Raw genomic sequence first — 13,394 nt, forward strand, 5'->3', positions numbered from 1 at the left:
GAGTTCACGACTCGTCCCGCAGCACGTACCCGATCCCGCGAACGGTGTGGATGACCCGCGGCAGCCCCTCGCGTTCGAGCTTGCGCCGCAGATAGGAGATGAACACGTCGGCGACGTTGGTGTCGACCTCGAAGTCGTAGCCCCAGACCAACTCCAGCAGGCGCTGACGGCTCAACACCACGCCGGCGTTCTCGGCCAGCACGGCCAGCAGGTCGAACTCGCGCTTGGTGAGGTCGACGCGTCCGCCGTCGACGAACACCAGCCTGCGTGCGCTGTCGATCGTCAACGGGCCCACGGTCCTCGGCTGCGCCGCCTGCTCGGCGTGACTCGACCGGCGCAGCAGGGCGTGCAGACGCGCCACCAACTCGCCCAGGTCGAACGGTTTGGTCAGGTAATCGTCGGCGCCGGCCTCCAACCCGGCGATGCGGTCGTTGACGGTGTCGCGCGCCGACAGCACACAGATCGGGATGTCGTTGCCCAGCGCGCGCAGCGCGGTCACCACCGCGACGCCGTCCAGTTCCGGCATCTGCACGTCCAGCACCAGCGCGTCGTGCGGTTCGGCGGACAACAGCCGCAGCGCCTCTTTACCGCTTGCCGCGACCCGGACGTCGAAGCCGGAATGACGCAGACCGCGCGCCACCGACGTCCGGACATCCGGGTCGTCGTCGACCATCAGCACGGTGCGGCCCGCGTCGTGCTGCGGCGCGGGCGGCCCAGCCGGCACGCGGATTACGGAGTGTCGGCGATACCGTCACCGTCGATGTCGCCGCAGCGGTGCTTCAGGTCGACCAGCGGCTGGCGGATGTGGGTGAGTTCTGCCTTCACCTGTGGGTTGTTGTTCAGGTACTCCTGGACCTTGGGGCGAACCTCGTCACGCGGCAGGCCCTCGAGGCTGGTGAAGAACCAGTTCACGTCGGGGTGCGTGAACAGATACGCCGACGTCGCGGCCGAGACGCCGGAAGCCACCCCGGCCAGATCGGCCGCGGTGCAGTTCGGCGGCGCGTCGGCCAGAGCCGACGGCGCCACGGTGGCAGCACCGAACAACATCGCACCGGCGATCGCGCCGGTGCCGACCGCGCCAGCTACTGCACGTCGCGCAGAACGGGCCGAGAGCAACATGGGCAAGCTCCTTCATCGGAAGTGGAGTGGCCGTAACCGTGAGCGGTTACCGACATGGACCAACGCTAAAAAGCTAAGCAGAATGTCGGCCGACTTTCCTGTCTTGTGCTCAACCAATCCCAAGAAAGTCTCAAACCCGCAGTTCAGGGCCCCACCTGCACAGGCGCTCGCGTCGCCTGCGGCTACGGCAAGCCCGCGATCGGCGCCGTCGGCAACCGGCCCGAGCCCGGCGTGACCGACGACGCGGCCGGCGACCGCACCGCCGCGGACGTATCGGGCAGCCCGGTATGGTGCGCCGTCGGCAGTGCTCCGGGCAAACTCGGCTGCGGCTGCTGCACGGACTGCTGCGCCTGCTGCAACAGACCCATCATCTGCGGCAGGGTCAGCGGCAGCTTGCATCGGCTGGACAGCGAAGCCAGCGGCTGCTGCAGCTGCTGCAGCTCCTTGGCGACCTTCGGGTTGGCGTCGAAATAGGCCTTGACCGCCCCCAGCGACGCCGGCCCGGCCTGCTGCTGCGAGATCGTGGTCAACGTCTGGTTGGTCTTCGGGTGCTCGTCGAGGTAGTCGCCGATCGAGGTGGCGACCGACCCGATGGTCTTGGCCACCTCGCTGGCGGCGCACGGGTCGGCGCCAGCTGTCGCCGACGGGGCCGACGGCATCGTCAACCCGGCCACCACGGCGCCTCCGACAGCGGCCGCAGCGAACACGGCGGCGAGGCTGCGTCGCAGCGTGCGGTCGGTCGGTCTCATGGGCACTCCTATACGCTTTGCGAACGTTTGCGCTGCCTCGCATAAACCTGCGATCGGCGGCGATGGTGTCCCCCGACGACAAGGCCACCGAAAGGGCGACGAAAAGAGCGGCGATCCTGCCAGCGCACATACTGCCATCCGCTCGGCCGGCGGGGCCCGAAGGGCAGGATTAGAGCCGCTTAAAACGTTGCTGGCAGGTTCTTCGCCCGACCGCGCAATACCACAAGCTGCTGTACGCTCACGCTACGAAACGCCGTGCGGAAATGGGGAGTTCAACATCCAGCAGTTAATGATGCGCTTGAGCAGCACCCTGCGCAGATATCGCTGGGCGGTGTTCGCGGCATGGCTGCTCCTGCTGGTGCCCTCCATCTATCTCGGGATGACCCACGGCGGCCAGCTGACCGGCGGCGGGTTCGAGGTCGACGGCTCCCAGTCGCTGCGCGTGCAGCATGAGCTCGAAGAGCATTTCCCCGACCAGGGCGCCTCACCGTTGGCGCTGGTCGCGGCCCCGCGGGCCGATGCGTCCTACGAGGACATGAACCTGGCGGTCGCCGAGCTGGAGCGGGTGGCCGCCGAGGTACCCAGCGTGACGATCGCGCCCACGCCCCAACAGCCGCCACCGCGACCCGACCGGCCCTACGTCCTCACGTTGCAGCTCGACTTCGAGAACACCGGTGCCGTTGACGTCGCCAAACAGCTTCGCCAGAAGGTCGGCATCGACGGCGAAGAGCCGGGCGAGACGGCCGACGGCAAGGTCAGGCTGTACGTCATCGGCCAAGGCGCACTGGGTGCGGCCGCGTCACAGGCGACCAAACACGACATCGCTCAGGCCGAGCGATGGAACCTTCCGATCGTCCTGATCGTGTTGCTCGCGGTGTTCGGCTCGCTGGCCGCGGCCGCGATGCCGCTGCTGCTGGGCATCTGCACGGTGGTGGTGACGATGGGCCTGGTCTATCTGCTGTCGATGTTCACCACGATGTCGGTGTTCGTCACGTCGACGGTGTCGATGTTCGGCATCGCCGTGGCCATCGACTACTCGCTGTTCATCCTCATGCGGTTCCGGGAGGAACTACGCGCCGGCCGGGATCCCGACCAGGCCGCCGACGCCGCGATGGCCACCTCCGGGCTGGCCGTGGTGCTGTCGGGTTTGACGGTGATCGCGTCGGTGACGGGCATCTACCTGATCGCCACCCCCGTGCTGGTCTCGATGGCCACCGGGGCGATCCTCGCGGTCGCGGTGGCCGTGCTGACCTCGACGACGCTGACTCCTGCGGTGCTGGCGACGTTCGGGCGGGCGGCGGCCAAGCGTTCGTCGTACCTGCACTGGTCCCGCAGACCCGAGACCACCCAGTCGCGGTTCTGGACCCGCTGGACCGGCGCGGTGATGCGTCGTCCATGGCTGTCGGCGCTGGCGGCCTCGGCGCTGCTGCTTATTCTGGCGTTCCCTGCATTCTCAATGTTGCTGGGCAACAGCATGCAGCGGCAGTTCGAGCCGACGCACGAGATCCGCGGCGGCGTCAACGCGGCGGCGGAGGCGTTGGGGCCCGGTGCGCTGGGCCCGGTGCGGGTGCTGGTGAGCTTCCCGGACGGCAACGCGGCTTCGGCGCCGTCCAAGGAGCCGCTCCTCGACTCGATCCGGCAGCGGATGGCGCAGGGCCCCAACGTCGTATCGGTGTCTCCACCGGTGTTCGGTGAGGACTACCGGCACGCGCTGCTCTCGGCGGTGCTTTCCGTCGACCCCGAGGACATGGCGGCCCGCGACGCCGTCGACTGGATGCGTGCGGAGCTGCCGCAGACGCCGGGACTCGACGGCGCCCGCATCGACGTCGGCGGGCCCACGGCGCTGATCAAGGACTTCGACGACCGGGTGTCGGCGACCCAGCCGCTGGTGCTCGTGTTCGTGGCGCTGATCGCGTTCGTGATGTTGCTGGTGGCGATCCGCTCCCCCGTGCTGGCCATCAAGGGCGTGCTGATGACGGTGCTGTCGGTGGCGGCGGCCTACGGCAGCCTCGTCGCGGTGTTCCAGTGGGGGTGGCTGGAGGTGCTCGGCTTCGCGCCGATCTCGTCGCTGGACAGCACCATTCCGCCGCTGGTGCTGGCGATCGCCTTCGGCCTCTCGATGGACTACGAGATCTTCCTGCTGACCCGCATCCGCGAGCGCTACCTGCAGACCCACAACACCCGCGACGCCGTCGCATACGGCGTCAGCACCAGCGCCCGAACCATCACCAGCGCCGCGCTGATCATGATCGCGGTGTTCATCGGTTTCGCGTTCGCGGGCATGCCGCTGGTGGCGCAGCTCGGCGTGGCCTGCGCGGTGGCGATCGCCGTCGACGCGACCGTGGTGCGGCTGGTTCTGGTTCCCGCGCTGATGGCGATGTTCGACGAGTGGAACTGGTGGCTGCCCCGCTGGCTGGACCGGATCCTGCCGTCCGTGGACTTCGAGAAGCCGCTGCCGCAGGTCGAGACGCCCGATCTCGTCATCATCCCCGACGACATCTCCTCGCTCGGCCCATCCGGATCGGACCTGCGCATGGTGGTCAAGTCCGCGGCCCGGCTCAAAACCCTTGCACCCCAGGCGGTTACCGTCGCCGACCCGCTGGCGCTCAGCGGCTGCGAGCCGGTCACCACCAAACTGCGCGTCGCGGAACGGCTCAACGGTGGCGGTCATCGAAACGGCGCGGGCACCAAGTCCGGAACCACGACGCTGCCCACCGCGACGTTGCCGGTTCATCCGGTGACGGTGTGGCGGGGCCGGCTCGCGGTCGCGCTCGACGCGCTGGAAGCGGCATCGGAGTATGACGGCGCTGCGCTCAAACGACGCCGACCCGTGGAGACCACCAACGTTCAGCTGCCCACCGGTGATCGACTCCAGATACCTACCGCGGCCGAGACATTGCGGTTGAAGGGCTACCTGATCATGTGCCGGAACAACGCGCGTGACTTCGCGGAGTTCGCCGAACTGGCCGATGCGTTGGAGATTCGGACGGCTGCACGGGTGCTGGCGGAGATGGACCAGTACTACGCTGGAGATCAGGAAAACGAACAATGGGTGGCCACCCAGTTGGTGCGCCGGCTGGCTGACCCTCGACCCTCCGACGAGCACGACACCGAGGCGTCGAGTCCTGAGGCGGAGGCTGACTGGGCCAGGGTCAGGCAGCGTTGCCTGTCGGTGGCCGTGGCGATGCTGGAGGAGGCGAGGTGACCGTGACATCCGAGATCCGGGACGACAGCCGCGAGACCGCCTCCGAGGCCCCGCAGCGCCCGGTGTTCGACGATCGGCCGGTGGAGTTCTGGCCCACCGCCGCGATCCGCGCCGCGCTGGAGACCGACGACCTCGCCGTCTGGCAGCGCATCGTGGCGGCGATCAAGCGTGACCCGTTCGGCCGTACCGCACGGCAGGTCGAGGAGGTGCTGGAAACCGCTCGCCCGTACGGGCTTTCCAAGGCGCTCACCGAGGTGCTCAGCCGCACCCGCGAGCACATGGAGGCCAACGAGCGCGCAGAGGTGGCCCGCCACATCCGTGCGCTGCTGGAGAAGTCCGGGCTGGGCCAGCAGGAGTTCGCGTCGCGGATCGGTGTGCCCAACGCCGATTTCAACGCGTATCTGCGCGGCGAGGTCAGCCCCACGGCGTCGCTGATGGTGCGGATGAGCAAGCTCGCCGAGCGCTTCGCCAAGATGCGGTCAGCGCGGGCCGATGGACCTTGAGGAGATCCTGCGGAACACCCGCACGGTGGCGATCGTCGGCGCCTCGGCCAACCCGGCGAGGGCAAGCCATGAGGTGTGGACTTACCTGAAGTCCGCCAGCGACTACGAGCTGTATCTGGTCAACCCGACGATCACACAGGTCGACGGCACCCCGGTCTACCCGTCGCTTGCCGACCTGCCGGTCGTGCCCGATCTCGTCGACGTGTTCCGCCGCCGCGAGCATCTGGCCTCGGTGCTCGACGACGCCGTCGCTGTGGGCGCCAAGGTGCTGTGGCTGCAACTGGGTCTGCGCGACGAGCAGGTGGCCCGCGACGGGGTGGCGGCCGGTCTGCAGGTGGTGATGGACCGTTGCCTGAAGGTCGAGCACGCCCGCCTGCTGTCCTGACGGTTTGTGTGCGTTAACGCGTGCTGAGCGCAACAGAACGCACACAAATCGCGGGGTCAGCGGGAATGGATCGGGCGCAGGTCGTCGACCAGCCAGCGCCCGTCGTGCTTGCTCAGCTGCACCCGCAACGCGAGCACCGCGTTCTCGGGCGGCTTACCCGGCGCGTTCTGCGTGCCGCGCAGTATCACCGCGACGCTCGCCGCACTGGGGCCGATCGCCTCCACGCCAGCGGAGACGGTGCTGGCTTGGGCGGAGACGTTCCGGCTGGTCAATTCCTTTGCGACGGTAGCGAATTGGTTCTTGAGCGCTTCGGCGCTCTCAGCTGACATCATGGCGGCCGCGCGGTCGATCGACGCGGCCGGGTTCTGCGGGGTGAACGTCGCGGAGGCTTCGGCGATGCTGGTGGCGATGCCGACCACCTCGTCGGTGTCCGCGTGCAGGGCGCGGTCGGGCACCGTCCACCGGAAATAGCCGACGGCGACGCCGGCGACCACGGCGGCGGTGGCGACCGCGACCACCGCCAGCCGCAGGCCGGGCCCGTCGTCGTCGGTGCCGAGCGTCACCCCGTCGCGGCGGGCGAGCACCACGTTGACCACGACGCCCTCGACGATCAGCAGGCACAGAATCGAGCACACCGACACCCACCACAGCGGCCACCCCAGCGCCACCCCGATGTAGAGCAGCGCCACGATCGCCGCGATCGGAGCGCCGACGTCGAACGCCGCTACCCGCAACACGTTTCTCATCGGATCGGTTCCAGCCGTGAGATCAGCAGGTTGCCGTCCACGTCGGAGACGTCCAGTCGCAGCGTCCAGCGCACGGTGCGCGGCTTGTCGTCACCGGCGTTCTCGCTGACCGACGTCGCCACCACCAGGACGGTGTCGGTGCGCGACGCGAACTCCGACAGCTCGGGCTGCGGCCGCGGCGGCGCGCTGGAGCCGGCCGGCGGCCGGTAGAGCGACTCGACCGCCACCGAGTCGACCTGGCCGCGGGTGTTGGACTGCAGCGTCTGGACCAGCTCGCGGTAGGGCTTGACCGCGGCATCGAAGTCCGCGTTGAGCTGCCCGACGGTGCCTTCGCGCAGCCTGACCATGCTGGTCTCCACGGTGTCCTTGTTCATGTTGATCAACGTGGTGGTCCAGTCGGCGGCGGTCGCCAGCACGCGGGTGCGGTACTGCAACTCCTCGACGTCCTCGCGGTGCTGGGTCCAGATCAGTACGCCGAGCACGACGGCGATCACCGCGATCACTCCCAGCACGGCCGACGCGACGCCGTAGCTGGTGAAGACGGGACCGTCGGCGGTGTCGGTGGGCTGGTCCTCGGGCATGCGCGTGAGGGTACCGGGGGCGGGCCGCGACGAAGGGCTGGCGGTGCCGGGCGGGCGTTCTGGCACCCTGGTGGGGTGACCGTAGAAGCTATTCGATCGGGCATCGACCTGAGCTACGTCGACGCCGACGCCCGCCCGCAAGACGACCTGTTCGGCCATGTGAACGGCCGCTGGCTGGCCGAGTACGAGATGCCGGCCGACCGTGCGACCGACGGCGCGTTCCGCTCGCTTTACGACCGCGCGGAAGAACATGTCCGCGACCTGATCACCGAAGCGGCCGCATCTGGCGCCGCCCCGGGCACCGACGAGCAGCGTATCGGCGACCTCTACGCCAGCTTCATGGACGAGGAGACGATCGCCGCGCGTGGTGTCCGGCCGCTGCTCGACGAACTGGCCGCGATCGACGCCGCCGACAGCCCCGAGGCGCTGGCCCGGGTGCTCGGCGCGCTGCAGCGCACCGGCGTCGGTGGTGGCACGGGTCTCTACGTGAACACGGACGCCAAGGACTCCACCCGATACCTGGTGCACCTCACCCAGTCCGGGCTCGGCCTGCCCGACGAGTCCTACTACCGCGAGGAGCAGCACGCCGAGATCCTGGCCGCCTATCCCGAGCACATCGCCGCGATGTTCGCGCTGGTGTACGGCGACGGCGACCACGACGACACCGCCGCGCGGATCGTGGCGCTGGAGACCAAACTGGCCGCCGCGCACTGGGACGTCGTCAAGCGGCGTGACGCCGACCTGGCCTACAACCTGCGCCGGTTCGCCGACCTGCCCGCCGAGGCCCCCGGCTTCGAATGGGCCGGCTGGCTCACCGCGCTAGGCAGCACACCGGAGAAGACCGCCGAAGTCGTCGTGCGCCAGCCGGACTACCTCACCGCGTTCGCGTCAGCCTGGAGCAGCGCGGGCCTGGACGACTGGAAGGATTGGCTGCGCTGGCGGGTCATCCACGCCCGCGCGTTCCTGCTGACCGACGACCTCGTCGCCGAGGACTTCGCGTTCTACGGCCGCCGGCTCTCGGGCACCGAGCAGATCCGCGACCGGTGGAAGCGCGCCGTGTCGGTGGTGGAGGGCCTGATGGGCGACGCGGTCGGAAAGCTCTACGTGCAAAGGCATTTCCCACCGCACGCCAAGGAGCGGATGGACGAGCTGGTGGCCAACATCCGCGAGGCCTACCGGGTGAGCATCAACTCGCTGGACTGGATGACGCCGCAGACCCGCGAGAAGGCGCTGGCCAAACTCGACAAGTTCACCCCGAAGATCGGCTATCCGGCCAAGTGGCGCGACTATTCGGCGCTGGTGATCACCCGCGACGATCTGTACGGAAACTATCAGCACGGCTACGCCGTCGAGTACGACCGCGAGCTGGCCAAGCTGGGCGGGCCTGTCGACCGCGACGAGTGGTTCATGACCCCGCAGACCGTCAACGCCTACTACAACCCGGGCATGAACGAGATCGTGTTTCCCGCAGCGATTCTGCAGCCGCCGTTCTTCGACGCCGATGCCGACGACGCGGCGAACTACGGCGGCATCGGCGCCGTGATCGGCCACGAGATCGGGCACGGATTCGACGATCAGGGCGCCAAGTACGACGGCGACGGCAACCTGGTGGACTGGTGGACCGACCAGGACCGCACCGAGTTCGGCGCCCGCACCACGAAGCTGATCGAGCAGTACGACGAGTACGTGCCACGCCAGCTGGAAGGACACCAGGGCTCACCCCATGTCCAAGGCGCGTTCACTGTCGGCGAGAACATTGGCGACCTCGGCGGGCTCTCGATCGCGCTGCTGGCCTACCGGCTGTCGCTGAAGGGCGAGGAGGCGCCGGTGATCGACGGGCTGACCGGCGAGCAGCGCGTGTTCTTCGGCTGGGCGCAGGTGTGGCGGACGAAATCGCGTGACGCCGAAGCGATCCGGCGCCTCGCGATCGATCCGCACTCACCGCCGGAGTTCCGTTGCAACGGCGTGATCCGCAACATGGACGCGTTCTACGAGGCGTTCGACGTCACCGAGGACGACGAGCTGTACCTGGCGCCCGAACACCGGGTGCGGATCTGGAACTAAGCCCGCGAGAAGACGCGAAAACCCCCATTTCCGTTCCGAAATGGGGGTTTTCGCGTCTGCTCGGCAGTGAGGGCCGTTAGAACATCTGCCAGTCGGATCCGCCGTCGGGCTGGTTATACCACCCGCCGCTGGTGTTCTTGATGACGACCGGGTCGCCGCTGCCGAAGTTGTCGAAGAACCACTTGGCATCCGCCGGCGCCAGGTTGATGCACCCGTGGCTGACGTTGCTGTTGCCCTGCGCGCCGACCGACCACGGCGCGCTGTGCACGAAGATGCCCTGGTTGTCGATGCGGACGGCGTCCTTGACCTTGAGCTTGTAGCCCTCGGGATCGTCGGTGGGCACCCCGTAGGTGGAGGAGTCCATCACGATCTCGCTGAACTTCTCCAGCACGTAGTACGTGCCGTTGCGAGTCTCGTAACCCTTCTTGCCCATCGACACCGGGAAGGTCTTCACCAACTCGCCGTCGCGCATGATCTCCATCTGCTTGGTCTTGTCGTCGATGGTGGCCACCAGCTGCTCGGGCACACTGAAGCTCGACTTGGTGCCGCCCGCGTCGATGTGGACGACGGTGCCTGCCGGCCAGAAGTCCTGCGGACGCCAGCGCACCTGGGTGTCGCTGGTCCAGTAGAACCGCCCCGGCACCGGCGGATTGGACGAGATGTGGATCGCGTCCTCGGCCATCTTGCGGTTGGCGATGGGCCGCTGGAAGTTGATGTAGATCGGCTTGGCGGCCCCGACGATGGAGCCGTTGACCGGGTTGAAGCTCGGCGGCGCGAACACCGGCTGGCCGGTATAGGGCAGCGGGTTCTGGCCCGCGGGGGTGCCCTCGGGAATCTGTTGCGGGGCGGCCAGCGGATTCGCGGGAAGGAACGGGTTCGGCGCCGGCGCCGGCTCTGCCGGCGGCGCCACTTCGGCCGCGGGCACCGAAGCCGGCCCGGGCGGAGGGGGCGGGAAGGCCGCCGGGTCCGCGGGTGGCGGCGGGGGCGGCGGAACAGGCGCGGCGGCCGGGTCCACCGGCGCGGGCGGCGGCGGTGGTGGGACATCGGGCTGGGCCAGCGCGGATGGGCTGCTGAGCACCATTGCGCCGACCAACCCGGCCGCGAAAACGGCGGTGAGCAGTCGATTCAACATCGGCTGCGGCATACGTGACCTCCCAGTCGCAGAACTTCCGTCCAGTGTGGCACAGCGCCGAGACGCGCCCCGGTCGTCGGGGGGTCGTCAGACCAGCGCCGATGCGCGTATGCGTCGCGCTGACCTGCAGTGTTCATCGGTTCACTGCGGGAAACGTTACGACCCGGTAGTCAGGACCGCACCAGCCGGGCAATCGCCGCCGATGCCTCGGCCAGCTTGGCGTCGGCCTCCTGGCCGCCCTCGGCGACGGCCTGGGCGACGCAGTGCCCGAGGTGCTCGTCAAGCAGGGCCAGCGCCACGGACTGAAGGGCGCTGTTGACGGCGCTGATCTGGGTCAGCACGTCGATGCAGTACTTGTCCTCGTCGATCATCTTGGCGATGCCGCGGATCTGGCCCTCGATGCGGCGCAGCCGCTTGGCGTAGTTGTCTTTCTGCGCCGAGTAGCCGTGCGCAGCGACTTGGGTGGTCTGGTCAGCCATTTGGCCCCCTCAGCATCTGCTGCATCTGGTCGATCTCGGCCTGCTGGGTGTCGATGATGGTCTGGGCCATGCGCTTGGCGTCGACGTTCTCGCCGTTGGCAATCTCGGCCTTGGCCATCTCGACCGCCCCTTCGTGGTGGCTGATCATCGACTCCAGCCACAGGGTGTCGAACTCCTCGCCGGTGAGCTCGCTCAGCTTGGCCATGGTGGCCTCGTCGACCATCCCCTGCATGTCACCGTGGTGCGCGTGACCGTCGCCGGTGGCGGTGTCGGGGTTTTCGTTCCACTGCACCAAGAAGACCCGCAGCGCGTTGATCTCGGGTTGCTGCGCGGCCGAGATCTGCTCGGCCAGCGCGATCACTTCGGGGTTGGTCGAACGTTCGGGCACCAAGGCCGACATCTCGACGGCCTGTTCGTGGTGCGGAATCATGTTGGTGGCGAACGCGACGTCGTCGGCGTTGTAGCCCGCGGGCTGCCCCGTGATGGCCGGGGTGTCGGGAGCCTGATGGTCGGGGTGCCCCTCGGAAGACTCCGACTGGCTACACGAGGACACGAGCAGCGCGGTGGCGAGCGCGACGAAAGCGGCGACAATCCTGGTGGCGAAAGACGTCATGCGGCCAGCGTACCTGATACCCCCTCGGGGTATAAATTGGTTTTGGCAGGATGCCTACCAAAGGCATACTTAAGATCATGCCCACAGGTTCTGACCACGTCACCGAAGCCACCGAGCCCGATATCAAGCCCCGCAGTCGCGATGTCACCGACGGACTCGAGAAGGCGGCGGCCCGCGGCATGTTGCGGGCGGTGGGCATGGGCGACGACGACTTCGCCAAACCCCAGATCGGCGTCGGGTCGTCTTGGAACGAGATCACGCCATGCAACCTGTCGCTGGACCGGCTGGCCAAGGCCGTCAAGGACGGGGTGCACGCCGCGGGCGGCTATCCGCTCGAGTTCGGCACGATCTCGGTGTCCGACGGCATTTCGATGGGCCATGAAGGCATGCACTTTTCGCTGGTGTCCCGCGAGGTGATCGCCGACAGCGTCGAGACCGTCATGCAGGCCGAACGCCTCGACGGCTCGGTGCTGCTGGCCGGCTGCGACAAGTCGCTGCCCGGGATGCTGATGGCCGCCGCGCGGCTCGATCTGGCGTCGGTGTTCCTCTACGCCGGGTCGATCCTGCCGGGCCGCGCCAAGCTGTCGGACGGCACCGAGCGCGAGGTCACGATCATCGACGCGTTCGAGGCGGTTGGCGCGTGCGCGCGTGGCCTGATGCCCCGCGAGGACGTCGACGCGATCGAGCGCGCGATCTGTCCGGGCGAAGGCGCCTGCGGCGGGATGTACACCGCGAACACGATGGCCAGCGCCGCCGAGGCGCTGGGCATGTCGCTGCCGGGCAGCGCGGCGCCGCCGGCCACCGACCGTCGCCGCGACGGGTTCGCCAGGCAAAGCGGTCAGGCGGTCGTGGAGATGCTGCGCCGAGGCATCACCGCCCGCGACATCCTCACCAAGGAGGCGTTCGAGAACGCGATCGCGGTGGTGATGGCCTTCGGCGGGTCGACCAACGCGGTGTTGCACCTGCTGGCCATCGCCCATGAGGCCAACGTCAAGCTGTCACTGGACGACTTCACCCGCATCGGCAACAAGGTGCCGCACCTGGCCGACGTGAAACCGTTCGGCCGCCACGTGATGACCGACGTCGACAACATCGGCGGGGTCCCGGTGGTGATGAAGGCGCTGCTGGATGCCGGTCTGCTGCACGGCGATTGCCTGACGGTGACCGGTGAGACGATGGCGCAGAACCTCGCCCACATCACGCCGCCGGACCCGGACGGCAAAGTGCTTCGGGCGCTGGGTGATCCGATCCATCCCACCGGGGGCATCACGATCCTGCACGGCTCGCTGGCGCCGGAGGGCGCGGTGGTGAAGTCGGCGGGCTTCGACTCCGACGTGTTCGAGGGCACCGCCCGCGTGTTCGAGCGCGAACGCGCGGCGCTGGATGCGTTGGAGGACGGCACGATTCAGCCGGGGGATGTGGTGGTCATCCGCTACGAGGGTCCCAAGGGCGGACCGGGCATGCGTGAGATGCTCGCGATCACCGGCGCGATCAAGGGCGCCGGTCTCGGCAAGGACGTGCTGCTGATGACCGACGGCCGGTTCTCCGGCGGCACGACCGGATTGTGCGTCGGCCACATCGCCCCCGAGGCGGTCGACGGCGGACCCATCGCGTTCCTGCGGGACGGTGACCGCGTCCGGCTCGACGTCGCCAAGGGCACGCTCGACGTGCTCGTGGATCCTGCCGAATTCGAGGCGCGCAACGCAGGTTTCGAGCCGCTGCCGCCGCGCTACACCTCCGGCGTGCTGGCCAAGTACACCAAGCTGGTCGGTTCGGCCGCCGTCGGCGCCGTTTGCACTTAGGAACTGCGGCGAGGTT

The 13,394-nt window shown here is 68.4% G+C and carries 13 protein-coding genes; 5 read left to right on the forward strand and 8 right to left on the reverse strand.

Annotation, left to right across the window (positions count from 1 at the left end):
- Positions 1-4: 4 nt before the first annotated feature.
- The 3 genes from G6N28_RS10400 to G6N28_RS10410 all read right to left on the reverse strand — a co-directional run bounded on the left by G6N28_RS10400 (position 5) and on the right by G6N28_RS10410 (position 1,868).
- Positions 5-673, reverse strand: a complete 669-nt coding sequence (locus tag G6N28_RS10400; RefSeq protein ID WP_179962186.1) for a response regulator transcription factor — start codon at positions 671-673, stop codon at positions 5-7.
- 56 nt (positions 674-729) lie between these two features.
- Positions 730-1,119 (reverse strand): heme-binding protein, encoded by a 390-nt coding sequence (locus G6N28_RS10405; RefSeq protein WP_163899985.1) that lies wholly within the window; start codon positions 1,117-1,119, stop codon positions 730-732.
- Between the two features lie 182 nt (positions 1,120-1,301).
- A complete protein-coding gene (locus G6N28_RS10410; RefSeq protein ID WP_163899987.1) occupies positions 1,302-1,868 on the reverse strand; it encodes a hemophore in 567 nt (188 codons plus the stop codon).
- Between the two features lie 289 nt (positions 1,869-2,157).
- Between G6N28_RS10410 and G6N28_RS10415 the strand changes: the two genes are divergently transcribed.
- Genes G6N28_RS10415 through G6N28_RS10425 form a run of 3 tightly spaced genes read left to right on the forward strand, consistent with a single transcriptional unit; the run spans position 2,158 to position 5,961 of the window.
- Positions 2,158-5,073 (forward strand): MMPL family transporter, encoded by a 2,916-nt coding sequence (locus G6N28_RS10415; protein WP_163899989.1) that lies wholly within the window; start codon positions 2,158-2,160, stop codon positions 5,071-5,073.
- Positions 5,070-5,576, forward strand: coding sequence for a helix-turn-helix domain-containing protein (locus G6N28_RS10420; RefSeq protein ID WP_407664949.1), 507 nt, complete (start codon positions 5,070-5,072; stop codon positions 5,574-5,576). The genes G6N28_RS10415 and G6N28_RS10420 overlap by 4 nt, the downstream gene beginning before the upstream one ends.
- A complete protein-coding gene (locus G6N28_RS10425; RefSeq protein WP_163899991.1) occupies positions 5,566-5,961 on the forward strand; it encodes a CoA-binding protein in 396 nt (131 codons plus the stop codon). The genes G6N28_RS10420 and G6N28_RS10425 overlap by 11 nt, the downstream gene beginning before the upstream one ends.
- A gap of 56 nt (positions 5,962-6,017) precedes the next feature.
- Here G6N28_RS10425 and G6N28_RS10430 read toward each other — a convergent pair whose 3' ends face one another.
- Complete coding sequence (locus tag G6N28_RS10430) at positions 6,018-6,707, reverse strand: hypothetical protein (RefSeq protein ID WP_163899993.1); 690 nt, start codon at positions 6,705-6,707, stop codon at positions 6,018-6,020.
- On the reverse strand, positions 6,704-7,288 hold the full coding sequence (locus G6N28_RS10435; RefSeq protein ID WP_163899995.1) for an Rv1363c family protein: 585 nt from the start codon (positions 7,286-7,288) through the stop codon (positions 6,704-6,706). The genes G6N28_RS10430 and G6N28_RS10435 overlap by 4 nt, the downstream gene beginning before the upstream one ends.
- A 75-nt stretch (positions 7,289-7,363) precedes the next feature.
- Between G6N28_RS10435 and G6N28_RS10440 the strand changes: the two genes are divergently transcribed.
- Positions 7,364-9,352, forward strand: coding sequence for a M13 family metallopeptidase (locus tag G6N28_RS10440; protein ID WP_163899997.1), 1,989 nt, complete (start codon positions 7,364-7,366; stop codon positions 9,350-9,352).
- Positions 9,353-9,428: 76 nt separating this feature from the next.
- Here G6N28_RS10440 and G6N28_RS10445 read toward each other — a convergent pair whose 3' ends face one another.
- From G6N28_RS10445 to G6N28_RS10455, 3 genes are all read right to left on the reverse strand, one after another.
- Positions 9,429-10,496 (reverse strand): L,D-transpeptidase, encoded by a 1,068-nt coding sequence (locus G6N28_RS10445; protein WP_163899999.1) that lies wholly within the window; start codon positions 10,494-10,496, stop codon positions 9,429-9,431.
- A 158-nt stretch (positions 10,497-10,654) separates the two neighbouring features.
- On the reverse strand, positions 10,655-10,963 hold the full coding sequence (gene ricR, locus G6N28_RS10450) for a copper-sensing transcriptional repressor RicR (RefSeq protein WP_163900001.1): 309 nt from the start codon (positions 10,961-10,963) through the stop codon (positions 10,655-10,657).
- Positions 10,956-11,576, reverse strand: coding sequence for a DUF305 domain-containing protein (locus G6N28_RS10455; protein ID WP_163900003.1), 621 nt, complete (start codon positions 11,574-11,576; stop codon positions 10,956-10,958). The genes ricR and G6N28_RS10455 overlap by 8 nt, the downstream gene beginning before the upstream one ends.
- Before the next feature lie 77 nt (positions 11,577-11,653).
- On the opposite strand from G6N28_RS10455, the gene ilvD reads away from it, so the two are divergent.
- A complete protein-coding gene (gene ilvD, locus G6N28_RS10460) occupies positions 11,654-13,378 on the forward strand; it encodes a dihydroxy-acid dehydratase (protein ID WP_163900005.1) in 1,725 nt (574 codons plus the stop codon).
- The last annotated feature ends 16 nt before the right edge of the window (positions 13,379-13,394 follow it).

It is taken from the genome of Mycolicibacterium pulveris (assembly GCF_010725725.1).
Taxonomy (GTDB): domain Bacteria; phylum Actinomycetota; class Actinomycetes; order Mycobacteriales; family Mycobacteriaceae; genus Mycobacterium; species Mycobacterium pulveris.

Excerpts from the sequence above, each read along its gene's own strand:
- G6N28_RS10400 (WP_179962186.1), bottom strand. The coding sequence starts at position 673 with ATGGTCGACGACGACCCGGATGTCCGGACGTCGGTGGCGCGCGGTCTG.
- G6N28_RS10405 (WP_163899985.1), bottom strand. The coding sequence starts at position 1,119 with ATGTTGCTCTCGGCCCGTTCTGCGCGACGTGCAGTAGCTGGCGCGGTC.
- G6N28_RS10410 (WP_163899987.1), bottom strand. The coding sequence starts at position 1,868 with ATGAGACCGACCGACCGCACGCTGCGACGCAGCCTCGCCGCCGTGTTC.
- G6N28_RS10415 (WP_163899989.1), top strand. The coding sequence starts at position 2,158 with ATGATGCGCTTGAGCAGCACCCTGCGCAGATATCGCTGGGCGGTGTTC.
- G6N28_RS10425 (WP_163899991.1), top strand. The coding sequence starts at position 5,566 with ATGGACCTTGAGGAGATCCTGCGGAACACCCGCACGGTGGCGATCGTC.
- G6N28_RS10430 (WP_163899993.1), bottom strand. The coding sequence starts at position 6,707 with ATGAGAAACGTGTTGCGGGTAGCGGCGTTCGACGTCGGCGCTCCGATC.
- G6N28_RS10435 (WP_163899995.1), bottom strand. The coding sequence starts at position 7,288 with ATGCCCGAGGACCAGCCCACCGACACCGCCGACGGTCCCGTCTTCACC.
- G6N28_RS10445 (WP_163899999.1), bottom strand. The coding sequence starts at position 10,496 with ATGCCGCAGCCGATGTTGAATCGACTGCTCACCGCCGTTTTCGCGGCC.
- ricR (WP_163900001.1), bottom strand. The coding sequence starts at position 10,963 with ATGGCTGACCAGACCACCCAAGTCGCTGCGCACGGCTACTCGGCGCAG.
- G6N28_RS10455 (WP_163900003.1), bottom strand. The coding sequence starts at position 11,576 with ATGACGTCTTTCGCCACCAGGATTGTCGCCGCTTTCGTCGCGCTCGCC.
- ilvD (WP_163900005.1), top strand. The coding sequence starts at position 11,654 with ATGCCCACAGGTTCTGACCACGTCACCGAAGCCACCGAGCCCGATATC.